Genomic DNA, 20894 nt, shown 5'->3' with positions numbered 1-20894 from the left:
GAACTCCCTGGTGTTAATTTATGCATGACTGAATGACTTTAAGGGAGTTAAAGTTTATGCCGGTATTGATACCAGGAGATTCAAGGATGGTTGTTTACCCTATCAGCTACAGCCCCGCAGCATTAGAAAGAGCGTTCGATATTTCTGGAACCACGGAAATTCTCGGTGAACCTGCTTTATTCATTTTCCGCAAAGATAAAACTGCGGCGGCGATTATCTATGCCGAGCCCACCCTTGATGAGAACAACGAACTTCGCCATCTGGTGGTGGCTAAGCTGGATCTTATTCCTCGCAAAAGCACCAGGCAGGAAGAATCTATTGTGGCCGTAAAACGCTACTGGGAAGCAAAAGCCGTGACTCAGATTGAAGGTGTGGTGGTCGACAGCCCGGCACGTGATACGCGAGTAGCCACAACGCTTTATGAGCATCTTATCCTGGATAAGGATCTGATCTTAATGAGCGATCATGAGTAATACGCTGGGGGGCAGGGAATTTGGCGGCGTATTGCCCGTTCATCGAAGCACGTTAAGGTATTTGTGCTCAATACCGAAAATGGGCATTTCTATCCCTATGATGGAGAGCGTGTTTGTTATGACGGTGAAAGCACTCCTGAATCTGAGATTTGGAGCCTGTCTCCTGATGAATCCCGGCGTGGCATTGTGCTGGTGGCTGAGAAGGCTTGTGAATGACCGCGTGAATAAGGCCCGATATATTCGGGCCTTATGGTTTTGTTAGTTTACCGGCGTTGCCTCAATCACCAGCGTTTCCAGCGGTTTCAGCGTCACAACCAGCGGTTTACTGTAGTCGTTGGTTACGGTCTCGTTCTTGCCGTAAACCTGCTTCAGCGTAAAGCGCGTGGCCTCGCCGTTCGGCACTTCAAAGCTCTTACTCAGGTCGAGGTAGTAGCTTTGTGATTTATCCGACGGGTTACGCAGACCCAATATTGCTTTCTCTTTACTCCACGATGCCCAGCCGTAAACCTCCAGCTGCGTCGGATCGCCGCCAACCCAGTGGCTGTCAACCAGCACGGTGCTGTTCGCCCGTGACCATTTCGCCGCGTCGGCAAGCGTGTCCCATTTGGCGTTGTTCAGCATTGACGGCGTGATGTACAGCTCCTGCAATTGCGTGCCGGTGGCGAAGTAGCTCCAGGCCTGATCGGCAAAATCCTGGTCCGTTTGGACTTTCTCCAGCCCAAAGTAGGCATGTTCTGCGCTGACGATACCGTGGTACATCAGTGAATTAATCGGGAAAAGCGGGCCTTTACGCACGATGGAGCGATAGGTTTCCGCGTCGCGATAGGTTATCCACTGCTGCACCGGCGAACCTTTGCCATAAACGTTGATGTCATCGCCCTGGCGCCAGATGGAGTCGGCGTAGAACAGCCAGGACGGGCTGGCGTTGGTACCTGTCGTCAGGTTGATAAACAGATCTTTGTTGGCGGCCCGCATGTTTTTGATTAACTCAATGGAGGCATCAAAGTCAGAGGCGTAAGGGCTGCCTTTGATGTACGAGTTCGCGTTGCCCATGCCGTCGAGCTTAAACGAGGTGATATGTTCGTTTTTGATAAGCCCGATAATTTGCTGATTAAAATTGCGGAAGTAGTTGGGGCCTGAGAGCGCAAATTTACCGTCCACGGTTTCAAAGCCATTCTCTTTAGCGTGTGAAACCCGCACGTCGCGTGGCTTGTTATAGCCACCCCACGGTGAGAGCCACAGCCCCACGGAAGTATGCAAACTGTCCGCTTTTTCTTTGATAGCACCAAAGCCGTGCTTAAACGCCGGGCCAAACAGCCACTTTCCGGTCAAATCGTCCCAGCCGTCATCCAACAGGAAGCCGTCGAGCTTCACGTCCCGCTTGCTTATCAGTTCGCTGGCGTATTCATCCATACGGGTCAGCACGTCCTTCTCGGTGTAGGGCGTAAAGAAACCGATGTCCATCCAGCTGTTGTAGTGCAGATAGGGCTGGTAAGGGCGCGGGCGCATGACGTTGATAAATTCATTAAAGCTACGGCGAAGCTGGTCTGTTGCTTCAAACGTGCCGAAGTAGACCGTATAGGTCACCGGGGCGTCGGTTTTAATCGGCGTTTTGAGTTCAACGTTCAGGTTGGTAGTGGTTTCGTAGGCGTAGGTATTCACGATCGGTTTTTGCGGCAGCATATAGAAACTGTCCGCAACGATGGGTGAGCTGTTGATGGCGCCGTTGACATAAGGTGCCTGAGCCTGACCTTTGGTCGGGAAAAAGGTGATCTTCGCGACTTCGCGAGGCTGGCCTTTTGCCTGGAGCGTGTAGTCCACCGCCGCGTACTTGCCCTTCAGCAGCTTCAGGGTCACGTTGACCGAGAAATCGTCCCGCTCGTAATCAATCTGAATGGCGTCTGCGGTTTTGCTGACGTTTTTGATTTTAAAGTCGGCGGTATGGATGACTTTTTCGTCAGGTAGCGTCAGGAAAAACAGTTCGACAGGTGCAAGTTTATGGCTCGAGAGCCTGTCTTTTACGACGACAGCGGAGCCTGAATCGTCGAAAGAGACGGCAAGGTTAGGGTTTTCAAGCTGATACTGAGCCGCCAGCGCGGCGTTGCCCATGAGCATCATGAGCAGGGAGCTTTTTATTATTGTCTTCATCAGAGGTCCTTACACCAGGGGGTTAAAGCGCCGCTTCTGATTCCGGCAGCAACTTATTCGCCGAGCCGCATACCGCGACTTTGCTACGCACCACCTCTTTCATCGCGTCCATGCCGACGCGCATGTAATAGCGTGGATCGTTGCCTTCCGGGTTAGCGCTAAACCATTTTTTCACCGCGTCCGCGAAGGCGATTTTTAGTTCCGTCGCGACATTCACTTTGCAGACGCCAAGCTCGATGGCACGGCGAACAAACTCGTCAGGCACGTCGCTCGCGCCGTGCAGCACTAACGGGACGCTGACGACGTCGCGGATCTCGCCCAGCCGTTTGAAGTCTATTTTCGGACGTTTGGTATACAGACCGTGTGCGGTGCCAATGGCAACCGCCAGGCTATCGACGCCGGTGAGTTCGACAAAGCGACGGGCTTCCTGCGGATCGGTCAGGAAAGCACTTTCTTCATCCACATCCATGTCGTCTTCCACGCCGCCCAGGCGGCCCAGCTCGGCCTCGACGCTGCAATCGTTGCGGTGACAAAACTCAACCACGGATCTCACCAGCTTCACGTTGTCAGCAAAGGGAAAGTGGCTGCCGTCAATCATGGCGCTGCGCACGCCCGCGTTAACCTTGCGGCTGATGTCCGCCAGGCTTTCGTGATGATCGAGGTGCAGCGCCAGCGGTATGCCGTAGCTTTCGGAATAGGCGTGGCACAGCGCGTAAATCTCTTCGAAAGCGATGTGTTTAAAGGTGCCCGGTGTGCCGGCAAGGATCACCGGGGAATGCAATTCTTTGCACACTTCAAGAATCGCCTGGATGGTTTCGGCATTGTGAATATTAAAAGCCGGCACCGCATAGCCTCTGGCCTGCGCGTCCTGAAGCAGATATTTCGTGGAGATAATGCTCATGATGAACCTCTCAGCCTTTCCAGGGATGAATAACGACGCCTTTAACAACGCGGTTTACAGTGCCGTTCGCGGAAGGTGTGTCCGGCGTAATGCCTGCTTTAACAGAAGAGGCGAGGGCGAAAACCTGGGCATACATCAGGAAACAAAACGCCTGTTCAACGTCGAGGAACGTGCGATCTGCGGTAGGCATCAGGATATGCGGACCTGATGTGATTTCAGGGCTTGTGGCGGCCGAAATAGCGATCGTCTGCATAGCCAGGCTGTCGCGGCGCAGTTCCGCCAGCAGATCCAGATCGTACAGTCGAGTGTACGGATCGCTGGAGACCAGCACGATCGCCAGCGTCTTATTATTGACCAGGGATTTTGGGCCATGCCTGAAGCCGGTTGGTGTGTCATAAAACGCCGCCAGCTTGCCAGCCGTGAGTTCAAGCACCTTCAGAGAGGCTTCTCGCGCCACGCCCTGTAAGCCACCGCTGCCCAGGTAGACCACGCGTTCGTAGGGAAGATCGCCAAACGGAATTTCGCTGAAATCGCCCTGCGAATGAATAATTTGGGCACAGCGGTGAGCGACATCCTGAAATGACTGCGTGTTGATGACGTCCGGGGCGAAAACCGCAAGGCAGCTTGCCATCATGGTCGTGATGCTGCTCGTCATGGCAAAACCGCGATCGTGCGTTTCCGCAGGCATCAGCAGGGGCAGTGAGCGGTTGTCCTCCAGCGCGCTACGGTAGAGGCTGCCGCCCTCGTTACAAGTGATGGTCATGTGATAGCAGGATTTCACGATCTGGTTGGCAAGTTCCACCGCAGCGACGCTCTCGGGGCTGTTACCGGAGCGAGCGAAGGAAACCAGCAGCGTTGGCTGTTCCGGGGAGAGGTAGTCCAGCGGATTGGTCACCAGATCCGTGGTTGGCACGGCAACAAACTGTTTACCGGTGTGACGAGACAGCCACGGAGCAATGATATCGCCGATAAATGCTGACGTGCCGGCACCGGTGAGGATGATTCGCAGCTTGTCGTTCGCCAGCAGGGGAGCAAGGAAGTCGGTAATGTGATCGCGTGTGCGGTCGATCTGTTGCAGAGAGCGGATCCAGCTTACGGGCTGCTGGCGGATCTCTTTTTCAGTCCAGGTCGTGTGGCTGCGATCTGTGGCAGCGAAAGTTTCACTCATGACTAAGTCCTTAGCATTGCAGCATCAGGTTCAGGCTTTTTAGAATCCATCACCTTTCGTTTTGTTTCATTTGTTGGTTGTTCGTATTTTATAAAAATGTATAGAAAGGAATCGATAAGATCAACATGCAAAATGAAATAAAACGAAAACCATGAGGTGGATCTTTATTTTAATCAATGTGATGTTTTTAAAGTATTTATTAAGACATTGCGGAATGGAGGAAAGAAAAAGAAAGGCCCGGGGCGGAGCCAGCCACAGGCCAAAGTGATGCATAATGAAAGCAGCGGAGGAAGCCGCCTGCATTAAACGGGGTTCAAAACCGGGGAGAAGTTACCGGATCGTTGATTTCAGATGCCTTCTTCGCTGGCTTCTGTTGCCCGGTGGCGCGCCATCTCGTCCACAAGGCTGGTCAGGCCGCGGTGCCCGCACTCCAGTGCCATCTGGCGAAACTCGCTGCCGTTTAGGCCTTCGCGTTCCAGTACCATCTCTAGCAGTAGCTGCAGATTGACGCCTGTAACGACCTCCCGTCCAGGATTCTCGAGTGCCAATGTGGAAGCGACTCGAAACGGCGTACCGCCAAGCAAATCAGTCAGAAAGACCAAACCCTCACGCTCATCAAGCTGGCGGATGGCCTCGCGAAACTGTTCTGTCAGTCGTGCGGTGGAGGAGGTTTCCGGAAAGTCGATGGCAATAATCTGCGGCTGCTCGCCGAGGATCTGTTTCATTGCCTGTTCCATCCCGCTGGCAAAGCCCCCGTGGCCGCTTAAAATGATGCTCAACATCTGCTTTTCTCCTTAGAGGAAGTGAAGGAACTTCCCAACAACGGCTAAAACTACGGTGATGCAAATCAGGCGCAAGGGGCTCCAGCCACGGCGCACCAGGGCGTACATTGCCAGGGTATACACCAGAGGCAAAAACGCAGGCATCAGCTTGTCGATGACGTCAGTTTGAAGCTTAACCACCGCATCCCCGGCGGTGATTTCAAGCGTAGTGGACAGGCGAACATAGGTTGCGACGAGGGCGCCGATAACGGTCATCCCGACGATGGAAGCGGCATGCCCGACCTTGCGCGTATTTGCTTTAATTAACGGAATTGCCGCCACGCCCATACGGTAAGCGTAGTGCGCCAGGCCGAAACGCAGGCCCAGATGCACCACGTTAAACAGCACGATAAAAACGATGGCACCGAGTATAGACCCCTGAAGCGCCAGGCTGGCACCAATCCCGCCGCAGATAGGTAGCAGCGTCAGCCAGAACATGGCATCCCCAATGCCGCCGAGCGGTGCGCCAACGGCAATCTTTGTGCTCTGGATGCTGTTTACATCCTGCTTCGAGCGCTCCATCGCCAGAATGATGCCTATCACAAAGGTGACCAGGAAAGGATGGGTATTGAAGAACCCCATATGCCCCTGCATCGCACGGGCGAGATCCCGTTTATTGGTATGGATTTTTTTCAGGGCGGGCAGCAGGCCGTAGAGCCAGCCGCAGGCCTGCATACGCTCGTAGTTAAACGAGGCCTGCAGCAACATTGAACGCCATGCCACGCGGTTGATGTCTTTCCGGGTTAGCTCCGCGCCAATTTTCTGATCCTCATAAACAGTGTCATTAGCGGTGATGTTTTCAGGCTCAATGGCCTGAGAAAGCGTTTGGGTATCAGATGCCATCTTCAAATTCCTCTTTCTGAGCGCGAACGGGCTGTGGCGGAGTAGGGTCTTTGCGCATCAAATCCATCAGCGCCAGCGCAAGCGCGGCGGCAGCAATCGCCAGCACCGGCAATTTCAGCCAGGCTGCGCCGACGAAGCCGATGATGAAGTAGGGGATGTAAACGTTTTTCATCATTATTTTCAGCAGTACGGCAAAACCGATAGCCGGCATGATGCCCCCGGCGACGCCAAGCCCGTCAATCAGCCTCGCGGGCAGCATATCGATGGCCGTTTTGGCATGTTCGGCCCCAAAATAAATGGGTAAGAAGGCGCACAGAAAATAGAAAATGCCGAGTGCGAGCATCGCCAGATAGTTAATGCGCTCAATGCCTCTGGTATCGGCGTTCGCCGCCATACGGTCGGCTCGCGCCATGACGCCGGACATCACGGAGAACAGGAAGGTAATGCCCATCTGCACCGCAACCGCAAAAGGTACCGCGACACCGACGGCCACTTCTGGCTTCACGCCGGTGGTAATGGCAAAAGTCGTGCCGACGATGGTGCCGATAATGACGTTAGGTGGCTGCGCGCCAGCGAGCGGGGCCAGCCCCATCCACACCAGCTCCAGCGTGCCGCCGGTGAGAATACCGGTGTGTAAATCGCCAAGAATAAGGCCAACCAGTGGGCCAAGGACGACGGGGCGGTGCATATGGGTCAGGCCGTTGAACATATCCAGACCGGCGATAAAGGCCAACAGGCCCAGGGCTATCGCTTGCAGTAAGCTGATTTCCATAGCAAATACCTCAGAGAAGTTTATAGAGATCCTGAGCTGATTCCGTCGGTACACCCTGGACAAAACATTCGACGCCGGCCTGTTGCAGGCCGGAGAAAGCGGCAATGTCCTGTTCATCAACCGACACGGTTTTAGCCACCTGCTTTTTGCCTTCGACGTAGTGCATGTTGCCTACGTTGATGCGCGTGACCGGCACGTTGCCGTTCACCAGGGTGAGGAAATCCCCCGGGTTTTTACAAACCAGCAGAATCTTCTGGCGATCTGCTGCGCGGTGAATGTTGTCGATGACTTTTTGCAGCGGCCAGAAGCGCACCGCAATCCCTTCTGCCAGCACCATCTCCATCAGGTTCTGCTGGATGGGATCCTCCGCGACCTCATCATTCGCGACCAGGACCAGGTTTGCGCCGGAAAACCCGACCCACTGCACGCCAACCTGGCCGTGGATCAGGCGCTCATCAATGCGGCTTAAGACAATATTTGGCATGGTATTTCCCTTATTATCATTGTGTTAATGAGGAGACTGCTCACCGTGACAGGCCGCGTTGTACTGCCGCAGCACATCCTGAATATGGTCGATAATCAGCTCATGAGGTTTGGCTGCCAGCTGTGCTTCCCGCACCCTGGCGTACTGAAGCGGCAGGTACTGGCTGATTAACGGCAGTGGAATAGGTTCGTGGGCAAGGTTCCTGACCAGCACATCGTAAGCCTCATCGATGTCGCGATCCGGCCAGTAGTAGCGCACCCGATCGGAGTAGCTATAGCCGCGTGCCAGGCGTAGCGCATCACCGTTACCGTGATAGTGCTGCTGCCAGTGCTCCGGGTGGTCAAGCATCACGCTTTCCAGGACATCCCTCAGGCCGGAGCATTTGTGTGCCGGGAGCAGTTCTTGCTCAATGGCTGAGAGGGAGAAAAGGGCTTCGCGCAGGGCAAAAGTCAGGGCGGGACCGACTTTTAGTATTGCAAAGTGATCTTCCACTAAATGATGTAGCGCCTGCGTGGTCTGGTAATCCGTTGAATGTGCTTCAAAAACCATCGTGGGTGAAGCTTCAATGCGTTTGCTTAGCGCGCGGGCTTTTTCCGGCTGATAGTCAATGACCTGGGTGTGGTCGAACTCGACGCCGGGTTGAACAACAAGGCCAATAATTCGCGGCCAGATTTCACTTAACCCCCGTTCAGAAAAGGCTTGTCGGTGAGCCTCCAGCGTGGCGTCTGCGGCCTGCGGCGTCGTGACGACGAGTTCGGCGAGGGTTTCATGGGCACCACCAGGGACGGGCACTTCGGTGCCGATGATGTACACCAGATCGGCATGGCCAAAGTGGTCGATGCAGGTTTGCTCGGCAATCAGCGCCAGCCTGGCAGCTCGCCCGGCAACGACGTCATCCGTGAGCGGCACGGGATCGTCTGCACAAGACATGCTGCAGTCGAGGTGTATTTTCTTAAAACCTGCGGCGACATAGCTGCGGATCAGCTCTTCTGCATGGGACATCGCCTCTTCGGCCGGCCGGGTTTGCCAGCGGTTTGGGCCAAGATGATCGCCGCCGAGTATCAGGTCGCCATAAGGAAAACGGTGCTTTTCCGCGAGCTGATAAACGAAACCGCAGAAATCTGCAGGCGTCATTCCGGTATAGCCGCCGTACTGATCTACCTGATTAGAGGTCGCTTCAATAAGCAAGCTGGTACCGGCTCCGCGAGCGTGGCGCATGGCGGCCTCAAGCACCAGCGGATGTGCGGAGCACACTGCAAAGATCCCGTGCTGGTTGTTCCGTTTGTGGTTAGCGACAAATTCGATCAGCTGTTTCACTTTCCTCTCCACGGCGATGGGTTAAAACATTTTCTTTCGATTCATTTCATTTAATCGTGCCTTAATGGCGTTTGAGAATAAAAAGAAAGATACTGGAATTGAGATCTGTTTCGCAAAAGAAACATAATGAAAGTGTCTGGTATGCTTATGACGCCTTTTTAACGAAGATTCCTGGGGCTTGCTTTCTGCTAAAAGAAAGGTGTTAATAGGCAAATAGAAATGAAACGAAAGATATATTGAAAGGTTACCCTATGAGCAACAGCGATACCGCAACGGACAAACGTATTCCGGGTACCAGCGAAAGGCGCGAGCAGATTATTCAGCGCCTTCGCCAGCAGGGAAGCGTACAGGTTAATGATTTATCTTCTTTTTTTGGTGTTTCTACCGTCACCATCCGCAACGATCTCGCGTTTCTTGAAAAACAGGGCATTGCGGTCCGTGCCTACGGCGGGGCGCTGATTTGTGAGCCCGGCAGCGTGGTAGCAGAGCCTTCGGTGGAAGATAAAAGCTCGCTGAATACTTCACTGAAGCGCAGCATCGCCCGGGTTGCAGCGGACTTGATCCAGCCCGGGGACAAAGTGATTCTTGACTCAGGAACCACAACGTATGAAATCGCCAGGCTGATGCGCCAGCATAAAGAAGTGATCGCCATGACCAACGGGATCAACGTGGCTAACGCGCTGCTGGAAGCCGAAGGGGTTGAAGTGCTGATGACCGGCGGGCATCTGCGCCGTCAGTCGCTATCGTTTTATGGCGACAGCGCGGAACAGTCGCTGCAAAATTATCATTTCGACATGCTGTTCCTCGGGGTGGATGCCATCGATCCGGAACGCGGCGTGAGCACCCATAATGAGGATGAAGCGCGCCTCAACCGCAAAATGTGTGAAGTCGCCGAGCGGGTTATCGTGGTCACCGACTCCAGCAAATTTAACCGCTCCAGCCTGCATAAAATCATCGACATCCAGCGCATTCACCGGGTAATCACCGATAAAGGCATTCCGGCAGAGAGCCTGAGCGCGCTGCGGAAGAGCGGGATTGATGTTGTGCTGGTGGGCGACTAGCTTTTGTTTCTGGCGGGCCCGCGTGACAGGGGAGATGAAACCCTCTATACTGCGCGCCGAAGCTGACCAGACAGTCGCCGCTTCGTCGTCGTCCTCTTCGGGGGAGACGGGCGAGGGGGAGGAAAGTCCGGGCTCCATAGGGCAGGGTGCCAGGTAACGCCTGGGGGGGAAACCCACGACCAGTGCAACAGAGAGCAAACCGCCGATGGCCCGCGCAAGCGGGATCAGGTAAGGGTGAAAGGGTGCGGTAAGAGCGCACCGCGCGGCTGGCAACAGTCCGTGGCACGGTAAACTCCACCCGGAGCAAGGCCAAATAGGGGTTCACATGGTACGGCCCGTACTGAACCCGGGTAGGCTGCTTGAGCCAGTGAGCGATTGCTGGCCTAGATGAATGACTGTCCACGACAGAACCCGGCTTATCGGTCAGCTTCAACCATTCAGAAACGCCCCGCACGGTGAAAACCGTCGGGGCGTTTTGCATTCAGGGACAACAAGATGAATGACTGTCCACGACGCTATCTATGAAAAGAAAGCGGCTTATCGGTCAGCTTCAACTTCTTAATAAACGCCCCGCAGGTGCAAGTTTGCGGGGGCGTTTTGCATTCAGGGACAACAAGATGAATGACTGTCCACGACGCTATCTATGAAAAGAAAGCGGCTTATCGGTCGGCTTTAACTTCTTAATAAACGCCCCGCAGGTGCAAGTTTGCGGGGCGTTTTGCATTCAGCACAGGCTATTTCAGCGTTTTAAGCATGCAGATCTCGCAGCTGCTATGGCCAGTGTTGCCCAGGCTGCCATCCAGGTGTTTGAAACCAAATGCTTCGTAGAGTGAGACCGCCGAGCTGAGCTCATCGAGCGTTTCCAGGTAGCAGTAACGGTAACCGAAGGCTTCGGCCTGTTTTATCGCCAGCGCCATAAGGCGTCTGCCCAGGCCCATGCCCGTCACGTTGCTGTCCAGATAAAGTTTCTGTAATTCACAGTATTCTTCACCTGCCCCCTGCAGCGGGGCGATACCAACGCCGCCTAAAATCTTTCCTTCGCGTTCAACGACCCAGTAGCCAGCCCTGGGTTTTTGGTAGGCGCGGGTCAGGTCATTCAGCGCCGGATCGTGCAGGCTTACGCCTTCGAGATGATCGATTTGGTTATCCCGGAAGCTTTGGCGGATAACTTCGGCGATAGCGTGATTGTCCTCCGGGCGAATTGGCCGAACCTGAACATGAAGATCCCGCTGGCTACGTGCATTTGCCAGCGCCCGGGTCAGCGATTTGACCGACTGAAAAATTTGCAGCTTTTCGCTGTCTGACGCCAGAGAAAGGGCCTGGGCCGTGAAATCGTTAGCGTGTTCAGTGAGATCTTTAAGCGCGGCAACACCCTCGTGGCTCAGGTTGAACACCGTGGCTCTCCCGTCGCTTTCATCCTGCGCTCTTGCCAGGAGACTGGCACTTTCAAGACCGCGAAGCGTTCTGCTGATGCTGGATTTCTCCACGCACAGGCGGCGGGCCAGCTCCGTTACTCCGGCGGGCTCACGATCGAGTTCGATCAAAATATGACTTTGTAACGGCGACAGATCGGTCCCGCTGCTTTTCCGGTTCAGCATGCCCAGCTCGCGTACCATCTCGCGCAGCGCGGCGCGGAACCCTTCAATTTCGTTGGTCTGCATAACAACTCACATCAATGAGAGAAATGTATTTGGTTAACACTGTTAACTAGTTTGTGTATCATACCGAAATTAAGCAGGCAGGCAAGTGACCAGGAGGGCAGGATGCAAAACAGAGAACCGGATACAACGGACAGAAGGATTGTGATCGGCACGATCGTTGCCGTGCTGTGCTTTTACATTGCGGTTGCGGTGGGATCGCTTTGAGCCTCTGGCGGCAAATAAGTGCGCTTTGGCGAGTATTTGCCATAATGGCCCACAAGTTTCACTGTGGCGAAAAATCATGATCAAATCCCTCTACATCGACAACTACCGTTCCGTGCGCAAGCTTTCCATTGATTTGGGCAGGCTGAATGTGGTGTTTGGCCCCAACGGGTGCGGTAAGTCTAATATTTATAAGGCGATCCATCTGATCCACGGTGCGGGGAGTGGGCAACTGTCTCACTGGCTTTCTGATGAAGGCGGGATCCAGAAAGCGATGTGGGCGGGCGATCGCGCCCGCGGCTACGCCAGCGCCCCGCGCAGGCTGACGCTGGCGGTAGAAACGGATACGTTTGAATATGAGCTGCAGGTGGGCTTTCCCGAACCGCTTCCATACCCGACGATGTTTGGCCTCGATCCTATCGTTAAAGAGGAGCAAATCTGGCTCAGCGGCTACCGGCGGCGCCCTTCATCGTCGGTTATGCAGCGGCGCAACCAGACGGTTTTCCTTAATAACGTCAATGGCGAAAAGGTGACTCACGCCGCCACGCTGTACGAAAATGAATCCCTCTTTGGCCAGCTTGGCGAGCCGCATTTGTACCCGGAAGTCTCCAGCGCCAGGGAGACGCTGCGTCACTGGCGTTTCTACCACGAGTTCGATATTTCTAAAGGCGCTGGCCTGAGGCTGCCGCAGGTGGGCTACCGCTCTCCGGTGCTGTCCGGCGATGGCCTGAACCTGGCCGCCGCGTTTCAGACTATCGTCGAAATTGGCGACAGCGAGCTGATGTTTACCGTGCTGGAAGAAGCTTTCCCGGAATGTACGTTTTTCTGTGATAACAGCGGCGGGCGCTTCCAGATGATGATGACCCGGCAGGGGATTAATCGCCCGCTTGAGTCCGCGGAGTTTTCAGACGGCACGCTGCGTTTTCTCTGCCTGACCGTGGCGCTGCTCAGCCCGAGACCGCCGCAGTTTATCGCCCTCAATGAGCCTGAAAATAGCCTGCATCCGCAAATGCTCCCGGCGCTTGCCCGCCTGATTGCCGAGGCAAGCCGTTACACGCAGATTTGGCTTACCAGTCATTCTCCTGAACTGGCTAACCTTATCGAAAAATATACGGCGTTTACGCTGTACGAGCTGGGTATTGAGAAAGGGGAAACCACGATGACTCAGCGGGCCTGACGCCGTTTTCCCTTCCCCGCGAGGAGAAGGGAAACGTAAGGTTACAGGCTACCGGCGATGGTGATGTAGTCGGTATAAAGCTGCGGGGCGCCGGAGAACGAAGCCAGTTCGCGCCATTCGTCGTACATCCTTTCGCTTTCCTGATGATCCTTCACGAACTGCAGCGATTTCTCCGTGGAGACATCCAGCTCCGGGTGGAAAGAGTTTAGCGAGGCCAGGCTTTCTATCTCGAGCATCACCAGATATTGCTCAACTCGATTGCCGCCGGTGCCTTTCAACATATGAAATTTCCAGCCCGGATAGTCGTCGATGCGGTGGACGTTGTCGCGGATAAACGCATCGAAAGTCTGCGGTGAAACGCCCGAGCGCAGCGCGAGATTGTGCAGTCCGACCACGCGTTTAATCGGCTCCTGCCCGTCTCGCAGCTGGTAGTTTGGTCCTTCCGCCAAAGAGCTATGTTCGTTTTCAGCGAGCTGTTGGTAGGTGGAGAAAATGGTTGGCAGCTCGCCAAACGTCGCGAAGGTTTTCCAGGTGTTGATAAGCTCGACGCCCGCCGGATGATCGAGCCAAAAAGCACGCGCCTGCTCCGTTTGTTCCCCCTGACTATCAATATAGCGCGCGTAGCTGTCGGCATTTTCTGCTTCGTACAGCATCAGATATTGGTTCTGACGCTCCCCGCGCAGGCCTTTCAGCAAGGTCCAGCGCCAGCCCGGATAGGCCGGGATCTGCACGCCTTTGGCCTGCACAAAGGCTTCGAACGTCTCTTCGGTGACGCCCTTTTTCAGGTTAAGCCCCACATAGTGAAGACTGAAGACTGCCGGTGATGATTGACTCATACAAACTCCTGTTTCATTAACGCTGGCGAGAAATAAATGGCGAACCTGAAGCCACAAATAAAAGCAGCAACAGCGCGCCGCTGAAGGTCAAACTGAGCCCAATGTGGTGGGCGATAAAGCCAATTAGCGCAGGCCCTACGAGCAGGCCGCTGTAGCCAAAAAGCGTGACGGCAGGAATTGCGAAATCCGCTGAAATTCCTGGCTGGTTACCTGCGGAGGTGAAGAGAATAGGAATAATGTTCGCCAGCCCGGCTCCGACCAGGATAAAACCCGGCAAGGTGCCCCAATGGGTGAAGACGAGCAGGACAATCCCGCTACCAGAAATAGCGCAGCCGAGGAGCAGCACGAGTTTGCCGCCCAGGGCGCCGACCAGACGATCGCCGCTGAGCCGCCCAAGGGTGACGGTAATGGCATATATGGTGTAGCCGAAGCCCGCGAGCGAAGCGCTCATGCCTCGCTCCGAGGTCATAAATACCGCTGACCAGTCCAGCATCGCGCCTTCAAGCATGAAGACGAAAAAGCAAAGTACCGCGATGATCAGCACGGGCGGATGCCCCAGGACGCGTAATGTTTCCCCTTTGCCGCCTGTGGCGCCATTATGTTTGGGCAAAATGTTTCGGGCAGAGGCGGCGAGCAGTAAGGCCAGAAAAATGGCAATAGCGGACACGGCAAGCAGCGGCGTTGCCCCCAGCCACAGAAAGAAGCTGACGCTGCCCGCGCCGGCAATGCTGCCGATGCTGTAAAAGCCGTGAAAGCCGGACATTTTTGACTGCTCGCTTTCTTGTTCGACCACTACGGCGTGGGCATTCATTGCGACGTCGAGCATGCCGTTGAAGGTGCCGAAGAGCAGCAAAGCCAGCGCCATGGCTTCGCGCTGGTCAAACAGCATCAGCAGCGGTAAATCCGCGGCAAGCCCCAGCACGCTGAGGATCATCAGGCGGCGGCAACCAAAGCGAGCGATCAGCCGGCCGGTAAACGGCATGACGAGCATCGAGCCTGCGGCGATGCAAAAGAGCAGCAGCCCTAAAGCGCCGTCGTTAATAGCCAGCCGCGCTTTAGCGAAAGGAATTAGCGGGGCCCAGGACGACATGGCTAAACCGGCCATAAAAAATATGGCCCGCGTGGCATGCTGTTCCCGCGACTGTAAGTCCGCCAGGGTTGGGGTTGAGTTAATCGTCATAGTAATTTTGTGACTCAATGTGTGAATGCACTCGCGTGAATGCGTTGTGCCCGGTCCTTCGGGCACGCGCGGCGGTAAGCGTTAATTGAGGCTTTCTGCTACCGAGAGGTAATCGGTATAGATTTGCGGTGACCCGGAAAACGAGGCGAGTTTTTTCCATTCCTCATACATTTGTTTGGTATCGCGGTGCGCCCGGGCGAATTTGGCCGCTTCGTCGGTGGCGATATCCGGCTCGGGGTAAAAGACATCCAGCGCCTCCAGGCTGGCGATTTCCATCAGCACCACATACTGATCGAGTCGGTTACCGCGTTCCCCTTTTAACAGCCGGAATTTCCAGTCCGGGTAATCTTCAATCCGGTGATGGTTGCCCTCGATAAAACGTTCAAACTGTTCGGCGCTGACATCAGGTCGCAGCGCGAGGTTGTGAATACCAATCACCCGGGCAACAGGGGGCTGCTGCTGGTAACGGGGACCTGGCTGGACGGTGCTTTTCTGATTTTCCGCCAGCAGACGATAATCGGTGAACAGCGTAGGCAGTTCGCTGAAGGTACCGTAGCGGCGCCATTCGGCCAGCAGCGCCTGTGCTTCAGGATGCTGTCGCCAGAACTCCCTGGCCTCTTCAGTCTGGTTGCCGTCTGCGGCCATATAGCGGTCCCGCATTGCTGCATTTTCAATTTCAAACAGCATCAAATATTGCCCGGCACGTTCGCCGCGCAGCCCGCGAAGCAGCGTCCAGCGCCAGCCCGGGTAGCAGGGAATATGCACGCCTTTGTTTTGCACAAAGGTTTCAAACGCCTGCTGGGTAATGCCCGCTTCGGTGTCGATAGCGATGTAAAACAGGCTGAAAACCGGCGTGGTTAAAGAGTGGCTCATAGGTTACTCCTGCTGTTCGTCGGCTGAGATGAATTGGGTGTTAATGATGGCCTCAACCAGCGTGACGCCGATGGGCGTCAGGGTGACCACGTCCTGTTCAATAACCACAAGCTCTTTTGCCAGCAGCTTTTCCAGCGTCGGTTTGATGATGCGGTTTTCAAAAAAGCTGTTGCCGTTGAAGCGCGTCGCGAACACGGCGTCATCAACCGGGATGAGCGTGGAGAGCGCCATTTTGAAGGCGTTAACTTCGCGCTGTTCCGGCGAAATGCCGTGGCTTTCCTCAATAGGCAGGCGGCCTTCATCAAGGTACTGCTTATATTGCTTATAGCCGGTGATGTTGATGGCTTCGGCGCGGGTACATTTCGAACTGCCGCCCAGGCCGATGGCAACTTCGGGATACTGCTTATCCAGATCGGTTATCAGCCCCTTCCACTTTTCCGCTTCCAGGTGGTTCTGGTGGAAATACATCGTGGGATGTTCGCGGTAGCCTTCGGTGAGATATTTCTCGACCAGCTCGCGCATTTGATATTGCTTGCCCAGCCCGGGGAACGTCATGTTGTTCATGTTGATCAGCCCTTTTTTCTGCCACAGGCTTTCTCGTTCGCCGGAAACGCCGGTGCGCGTTTTCATGAACTCTTCCATGTGCAGCTTGGTACAGACGACGTGGGAGAGATCCAGCTCCAGGGTGCGCTCCATGTCGTACTTCACGTCATCCACGGTCTGGCCCAGCATGCCGTAGATAAGATCGACGCTGACCCACTCGATGCCCTGCTCCCGGGCGCTGCGGATGGTTTCTTCGCACTCGTCGGCGGTGTGCTGGCGGCCACAGGCGGCAATAATGGCGTCGTTAAAGGATTGGGTGCCGAAGCTGATTTTGCTGAAGCCCAGTTCTTTCAGAATGCCGATGTATTCGCGGTTTAATGTCCCTGGCTCGCCTTCAAAGCGAAGCGTCGCCGCCGAGAAATTAAAGTGGGTGTAATAGAAGTCCATCAGCCGACGCAGTTCCGGCTCCGGGAGCAGGGAAGGCGTGCCGCCAAAGATATTGAATTCTCCAATTTCCGCTTTTGACAGACTCGGCACTTTTTCCAGCCACATCTTCGCTTCTTTGATGTTGTAGTCCACCAGATCCCGGAAGACGCCTTCCGCCGAAGGCGATTTCGGGTTGAGGATCACCGTTGGGTACTGGCAGAAGTGGCAGCGGTAGCGGCAGGTGGGGATATAGGCCCACAGATGAATCTGTTTCGCAGCCCGAATGTCGTGTTCCATATCGGCAAAGAACGACGCCAGCGGGTAGTGCTCAATGTCACCGGGAAAAACATGGCAGCCAAAAGGATCTTTATGGACGTAGTCCAGAAAAGCCTCGTTCTCCGGCTGGGAGAGGAAGCCGTAAACTGCCGGAACCGGGTAGGCCGGGTCGAGATCTTTTAAGGACGCGATAGCTTCGGTATTCATCAGAAAACACCTCCGTTGGCAAAGTAGTTGTGGGCTTCACCGGACTCGCGATCTTCACAGAAGTACCAGACAAAGCGTTCGAAATCTTTTTCCGCGACGTTGTCAAAGCAGGCCGGAAGCGGTGGCGCAAAGCCAATGTCCTCCCCGACGGCGTTGCGCAGCGCGGTGAATATCTCGTGGCGGAATTCGAAGTAGAGCCGGTAGGCCGGCGTTTTGTAGCTATGAATCGGCTTGAAGTCGATGATGCTCATCTCATGCTTAATGGCGTGAATGCGCTGGTAGAGCCGCTCTGCAACCTGCGGGGAGAAAAAGGCGCGTACCCGCTCGTTCTCCAGCAAAATGTGTGGATTCAACAGGGCCGGAAGAACGATGTTTTTCGGGATGTAGTCCTTAATGGAGTATTCCCAGCCTTGTCTGGCCTGTTCCTCCGTAAGGTCAACCAGCGTGTTTTTTTGGATTGAAACGTCCGGGCGCACGTCTTTCATGATGATGATGCCGTCGCTGCCGTAGGCGATGCCGTTAATCACATCTTCGATGATGGTGTCCACGCGGCGGCTGTTAATCTCCACAAAGGATTCTTTGGCGTAAACCGGTTTGCCGCCGCAGGCGATGATCTTGATGCCAAAATCCCAGTCGTCGGAAAGGTGTTCCACGAAGCGGCCTTTTTCCAGCTGGTAGAAGATCTCGATGCCGCCAATTTTTTCGTACAGGCCGCGCTCAACGGCGAAGCCTTTCCCATCCGGGAAGCCGCCAAACAGCGAGAACGACACGTCGCGGCAGCGCAGGGTTTTTTGAATTTCACGGAAGAGGTTGGGGCGCTGCTGGAATGCGTCGCGGTCGTAGTAGTAATTGCAGGTGCCGAGATCGCCGTCGTCGGCAATCATTTTTTCAATCAGGGTATGCAGCCAGTAAGGATCCACGGTGCAGTCGGCATCGGCAGAGACAATATAGTGTTTATTGCTTTTGCCCAGCCGGGCATCACGTGCCCTTGAGCGCAGGGCGGCGTAATCCATACCGCATTTACGAGCCGAAGAGACGCCCTGAATCTTCTCCTGAATAATATGCACATCCATCGCCGGATGTTTTTCTTTGAAGCGGTTTATCTTGGCCACGGAATCGTCGCGGGAGTTGTTATCCACGATGATCACTTCATAAGCGTCATGGGTTACTAATCGGCCATGCGTTTGTTGGCCAAATAATGAGGCTAAAACTTCATCAATTCGGTCGCTTTCATTGTAAACAGGCAGCACTACCGAGACGAAAATGTTATCGAGCATATCTACTCCTGGGGCGGTGATATTCAGAATGTCCATCACGTTGTTAGAAAGGATGTTTTTGCCGATGGCGAAGTTCTTCGTGGCTATACGATCCATTTCAGGTTTATTGGTAAGCAGTAAAAAAACTTCGTTGATGAAGGCTTCGTCAGGCAGGCCGTCCTGCCCGTCTGAGATAGGCATCACCGGGGCTTCAAAGCCGTGCTGGCCATAGACTTCCGGGTAGTATTCATAACGGGTGGTGATATAGCAGCGCTGGCTGCTGATCGCCTCCCCAATCGGGTTACCGTAGCTGTCGTAGTCCCACGAAGTCAGGAACGACACCAGGTCACAGGAATGGTAGAGATCCTCGATGGTGATTTTTCCGAGGCTCATGGGCATGAAATTATGGTGTAACGGGCCAAGAAACTTCACGTAGGGGGTGATGTCCAGCTCTTGCGCCAGCTGTTCCAGTTCGCCAGCATGCGTGGCGTGTTCACGTGTATCGCCGGCGATCAAAAGCCAGACGGTTTTATCAATATTGTGCTTTCTGAACAGGTGGTTAAGGCGTTGCACCAACAACACATCGCGGTCCAGGCGCTTCTGCGGGATGATGCGTGTCGTTCGGGCGATGACGATGTCGTCGGCGGCAATATTCAGGGATGCCCGGATATTTTTCAGAGCCTGTTGTCCGGTAAAGCTGTAGGTATTTTTCACGACGTGAATATCGACTTCCCGCCGGCACCAGTGTTCCAGCTTTTCTTTAAGATCGTTATTCAGGGTAACGTAGCTGATAAAAGGGGATTTGACCGGTTTGATGGCATGGTTATAGGGCGGTAAACCATACTTCATGATATTTTTCTCGCTGTTCCACATGAGGTCGTGATCGCGCCAGATAACGAAATTACCTAACTGGTGACGATGGCCGTATTGTTCGATGGCGAGATAAAGCGCGCGAGTGTAAATAATATTTTCTGGCAACGTGCCGTTTTCGACAATCACGGTGCAAATTCGAAGTTGTTCCCATTGAAGTAAAATTCTTTCGGCCAGACTTTGGGCAGAATATTCCACGGCGCGGAGTATTTTGGCCTTTTCTTCAAATGAAACGGAAAGTCTTTCACTGATAAGTACGGCATGTGCTTTTTCAATAAACTCTGGAGAATAATGGGGTACAGAGGTAATCCCGTTGATGCGCGTTAAAGTAAAAGCATCGCGATAAATTTCTGGTTCATGATCGTAAGGTTTATTAAAATTGCCTTTGTCAACTTTAATGTCATACCCAAGATCGAGATAAGAGTTGATACCTTTTTGCTTAAGGCTTTGTGAGACTTTTAATGCTTCCACCGTAATACCTGAGACGGCAACAGCATCAAAAGAGATAAACATGGCATATCTTTGACCATAAACTTCCATGGCAACTACCCCTTTTAAGCGAAACTGCTACGCTTATTTGTTGTAAGCAATTGATACATTCTGAATGGCTTCGCTTTCGGTGACGCACGAAGCCATTCAGAACCGGCAAAATCAGAAAACATCGCCAGCAGCCTTGCCGGTGCTGACTTTCAAGTGCTGTATGTATCAAAGAGCCTGCAAGAATTAGCTTGCGGGATAGCTAAACGCAGTGGCGTTTACCAATGTAATATTTATATTTATTTTTAGGCCGAGTGTGTTCGCCGGTTTTATTCGTTTTCCGGTTTTAATACTCTGGCGATTTTCTGATTTTTAATTATCAGTATTTAATTTTCTTATTGATGTTTGTTGGCTTTCCAGAGTGGTTCAAAAGAGAGGTCAATCTTAAACATCTCCTTTTTTTGCCGTAAAGCGGGAACGTTCCAGTTGGTGAGCGTTATCACACATTCTTATTTTGTTTTTAAACCTGAGTTTTTAATAACCAGTCCAAGGTTAATATTCATTTTAGACCTTTTAAATAAGGAGTTGCGTTAGCGTTGAGATGTTTGTTTTGAAACTTTAGTCATGATTGGGAATGTTCCCAAAGTGCCGCGAATTTACTCATTCCGAGTCTGTTATTTTGAGCGTCACAGAGTTTACATATTAAGAAATATGTAACGCGATTTTCCTCTTTACCCTAATAAAAGAGCGCTCTCAGATATACCTAACTCTGAACTTTGGTATGGGAAGAGTGAAACTTACACCAGATCTTCGTAACCTATTATAAATACTGAAATATTATTTAAGATGTGACGAAAAGTGAGGGCAAAAGACAACGCGGTGATTAAATATTTACTTACCATATGGGGCTTTTACAGATTTGG

17 protein-coding genes and 1 other RNA gene are annotated in these 20894 nt (G+C 53.6%); 4 read left to right on the top strand and 14 right to left on the bottom strand.

Translation table 11 applies throughout. The features are described from left to right. Nucleotides 1-86 precede the first annotated feature (86 nt). Nucleotides 87-473, top strand: coding sequence for a hypothetical protein (locus F3J29_RS15060; RefSeq protein WP_166867243.1), 387 nt, complete (start codon nucleotides 87-89; stop codon nucleotides 471-473). 258 nt (nucleotides 474-731) lie between these two features. Here the strand turns inward: F3J29_RS15060 and F3J29_RS15055 are convergent, their stop codons facing one another. The 8 genes from F3J29_RS15055 to kbaZ all read right to left on the bottom strand — a co-directional run bounded on the left by F3J29_RS15055 (nucleotide 732) and on the right by kbaZ (nucleotide 8927). Further along, complete coding sequence (locus F3J29_RS15055; RefSeq protein WP_166867241.1) at nucleotides 732-2621, bottom strand: alpha-galactosidase; 1890 nt, start codon at nucleotides 2619-2621, stop codon at nucleotides 732-734. A gap of 22 nt (nucleotides 2622-2643) precedes the next feature. Then, on the bottom strand, nucleotides 2644-3522 hold the full coding sequence (gene kbaY / locus F3J29_RS15050; RefSeq protein WP_166867239.1) for a tagatose-bisphosphate aldolase subunit KbaY: 879 nt from the start codon (nucleotides 3520-3522) through the stop codon (nucleotides 2644-2646). A gap of 10 nt (nucleotides 3523-3532) precedes the next feature. Beyond that, on the bottom strand, nucleotides 3533-4690 hold the full coding sequence (locus F3J29_RS15045) for an SIS domain-containing protein (RefSeq protein WP_166867237.1): 1158 nt from the start codon (nucleotides 4688-4690) through the stop codon (nucleotides 3533-3535). A 347-nt stretch (nucleotides 4691-5037) separates the two neighbouring features. Continuing rightward, entirely contained in the window at nucleotides 5038-5472 is a 435-nt protein-coding gene (agaF, locus tag F3J29_RS15040; RefSeq protein ID WP_166867236.1) for a PTS galactosamine/N-acetylgalactosamine transporter subunit IIA, read from the bottom strand. 12 nt (nucleotides 5473-5484) lie between these two features. Next, nucleotides 5485-6354, bottom strand: coding sequence for a PTS N-acetylgalactosamine transporter subunit IID (agaE, locus tag F3J29_RS15035; RefSeq protein WP_166867234.1), 870 nt, complete (start codon nucleotides 6352-6354; stop codon nucleotides 5485-5487). Further along, nucleotides 6344-7126: a PTS N-acetylgalactosamine transporter subunit IIC gene (agaW, locus tag F3J29_RS15030; protein ID WP_166867231.1), complete on the bottom strand. Its 783-nt coding sequence runs from the start codon at nucleotides 7124-7126 to the stop codon at nucleotides 6344-6346. The genes agaE and agaW overlap by 11 nt, the downstream gene beginning before the upstream one ends. A gap of 10 nt (nucleotides 7127-7136) precedes the next feature. Continuing rightward, nucleotides 7137-7610, bottom strand: a complete 474-nt coding sequence (agaV, locus tag F3J29_RS15025) for a PTS N-acetylgalactosamine transporter subunit IIB (RefSeq protein ID WP_166867229.1) — start codon at nucleotides 7608-7610, stop codon at nucleotides 7137-7139. Between the two features lie 24 nt (nucleotides 7611-7634). Further along, complete coding sequence (gene kbaZ, locus F3J29_RS15020) at nucleotides 7635-8927, bottom strand: tagatose-bisphosphate aldolase subunit KbaZ (RefSeq protein WP_166867228.1); 1293 nt, start codon at nucleotides 8925-8927, stop codon at nucleotides 7635-7637. A 251-nt stretch (nucleotides 8928-9178) separates the two neighbouring features. Here kbaZ and F3J29_RS15015 point away from each other — a divergent pair, with 251 nt between their 5' ends. Further along, nucleotides 9179-9988 (top strand): DeoR family transcriptional regulator, encoded by an 810-nt coding sequence (locus tag F3J29_RS15015; RefSeq protein WP_166867226.1) that lies wholly within the window; start codon nucleotides 9179-9181, stop codon nucleotides 9986-9988. A gap of 58 nt (nucleotides 9989-10046) precedes the next feature. Beyond that, nucleotides 10047-10423, top strand: an RNA gene (gene rnpB, locus F3J29_RS15010) — RNase P RNA component class A. Nucleotides 10424-10722: 299 nt separating this feature from the next. On the opposite strand, the gene F3J29_RS15005 is transcribed toward rnpB, so the two are convergent. Further along, a complete protein-coding gene (locus tag F3J29_RS15005; RefSeq protein ID WP_166867224.1) occupies nucleotides 10723-11649 on the bottom strand; it encodes a bifunctional helix-turn-helix transcriptional regulator/GNAT family N-acetyltransferase in 927 nt (308 codons plus the stop codon). A gap of 280 nt (nucleotides 11650-11929) precedes the next feature. Between F3J29_RS15005 and F3J29_RS15000 the strand changes: the two genes are divergently transcribed. Beyond that, on the top strand, nucleotides 11930-13027 hold the full coding sequence (locus F3J29_RS15000; RefSeq protein WP_166867222.1) for an AAA family ATPase: 1098 nt from the start codon (nucleotides 11930-11932) through the stop codon (nucleotides 13025-13027). Nucleotides 13028-13068: 41 nt separating this feature from the next. Here F3J29_RS15000 and F3J29_RS14995 read toward each other — a convergent pair whose 3' ends face one another. The 5 genes from F3J29_RS14995 to F3J29_RS22775 all read right to left on the bottom strand — a co-directional run bounded on the left by F3J29_RS14995 (nucleotide 13069) and on the right by F3J29_RS22775 (nucleotide 20034). Next, nucleotides 13069-13863, bottom strand: a complete 795-nt coding sequence (locus tag F3J29_RS14995) for a hypothetical protein (protein ID WP_166867221.1) — start codon at nucleotides 13861-13863, stop codon at nucleotides 13069-13071. Nucleotides 13864-13879: 16 nt separating this feature from the next. Further along, nucleotides 13880-15043 (bottom strand): MFS transporter, encoded by a 1164-nt coding sequence (locus tag F3J29_RS14990; RefSeq protein ID WP_166867219.1) that lies wholly within the window; start codon nucleotides 15041-15043, stop codon nucleotides 13880-13882. An 81-nt stretch (nucleotides 15044-15124) separates the two neighbouring features. After that, nucleotides 15125-15916 carry a hypothetical protein gene (locus F3J29_RS14985; protein WP_166867217.1) on the bottom strand — a complete coding sequence of 264 codons (792 nt, stop codon included), beginning with the start codon at nucleotides 15914-15916 and terminating at the stop codon, nucleotides 15125-15127. Between the two features lie 3 nt (nucleotides 15917-15919). Beyond that, nucleotides 15920-17368 carry a radical SAM protein gene (locus F3J29_RS14980; RefSeq protein ID WP_166867215.1) on the bottom strand — a complete coding sequence of 483 codons (1449 nt, stop codon included), beginning with the start codon at nucleotides 17366-17368 and terminating at the stop codon, nucleotides 15920-15922. Continuing rightward, a complete protein-coding gene (locus tag F3J29_RS22775; RefSeq protein WP_166867213.1) occupies nucleotides 17368-20034 on the bottom strand; it encodes a glycosyltransferase in 2667 nt (888 codons plus the stop codon). The genes F3J29_RS14980 and F3J29_RS22775 overlap by 1 nt, the downstream gene beginning before the upstream one ends. Nucleotides 20035-20894 lie beyond the last annotated feature (860 nt).

Source organism: Enterobacter sp. Cy-643 (assembly GCF_011752815.1).
Classification (GTDB): Bacteria; Pseudomonadota; Gammaproteobacteria; order Enterobacterales; family Enterobacteriaceae; genus Cedecea.
The sequence above is the reverse complement of the archived record's forward strand: the minus strand, read 5'-3'. Positions and strand labels throughout refer to the sequence as shown.

Excerpts from the sequence above, each read along its gene's own strand:
- agaF (WP_166867236.1), bottom strand. The coding sequence starts at position 5,472 with ATGTTGAGCATCATTTTAAGCGGCCACGGGGGCTTTGCCAGCGGGATG.
- F3J29_RS15045 (WP_166867237.1), bottom strand. The coding sequence starts at position 4,690 with ATGAGTGAAACTTTCGCTGCCACAGATCGCAGCCACACGACCTGGACT.
- F3J29_RS15015 (WP_166867226.1), top strand. The coding sequence starts at position 9,179 with ATGAGCAACAGCGATACCGCAACGGACAAACGTATTCCGGGTACCAGC.
- agaV (WP_166867229.1), bottom strand. The coding sequence starts at position 7,610 with ATGCCAAATATTGTCTTAAGCCGCATTGATGAGCGCCTGATCCACGGC.
- agaE (WP_166867234.1), bottom strand. The coding sequence starts at position 6,354 with ATGGCATCTGATACCCAAACGCTTTCTCAGGCCATTGAGCCTGAAAAC.
- agaW (WP_166867231.1), bottom strand. The coding sequence starts at position 7,126 with ATGGAAATCAGCTTACTGCAAGCGATAGCCCTGGGCCTGTTGGCCTTT.
- F3J29_RS14990 (WP_166867219.1), bottom strand. The coding sequence starts at position 15,043 with ATGACGATTAACTCAACCCCAACCCTGGCGGACTTACAGTCGCGGGAA.
- F3J29_RS14995 (WP_166867221.1), bottom strand. The coding sequence starts at position 13,863 with ATGAGTCAATCATCACCGGCAGTCTTCAGTCTTCACTATGTGGGGCTT.
- F3J29_RS22775 (WP_166867213.1), bottom strand. The coding sequence starts at position 20,034 with ATGGAAGTTTATGGTCAAAGATATGCCATGTTTATCTCTTTTGATGCT.
- F3J29_RS15060 (WP_166867243.1), top strand. The coding sequence starts at position 87 with ATGGTTGTTTACCCTATCAGCTACAGCCCCGCAGCATTAGAAAGAGCG.
- F3J29_RS15000 (WP_166867222.1), top strand. The coding sequence starts at position 11,930 with ATGATCAAATCCCTCTACATCGACAACTACCGTTCCGTGCGCAAGCTT.
- F3J29_RS14980 (WP_166867215.1), bottom strand. The coding sequence starts at position 17,368 with ATGAATACCGAAGCTATCGCGTCCTTAAAAGATCTCGACCCGGCCTAC.
- F3J29_RS14985 (WP_166867217.1), bottom strand. The coding sequence starts at position 15,916 with ATGAGCCACTCTTTAACCACGCCGGTTTTCAGCCTGTTTTACATCGCT.
- kbaY (WP_166867239.1), bottom strand. The coding sequence starts at position 3,522 with ATGAGCATTATCTCCACGAAATATCTGCTTCAGGACGCGCAGGCCAGA.
- F3J29_RS15005 (WP_166867224.1), bottom strand. The coding sequence starts at position 11,649 with ATGCAGACCAACGAAATTGAAGGGTTCCGCGCCGCGCTGCGCGAGATG.
- F3J29_RS15055 (WP_166867241.1), bottom strand. The coding sequence starts at position 2,621 with ATGAAGACAATAATAAAAAGCTCCCTGCTCATGATGCTCATGGGCAAC.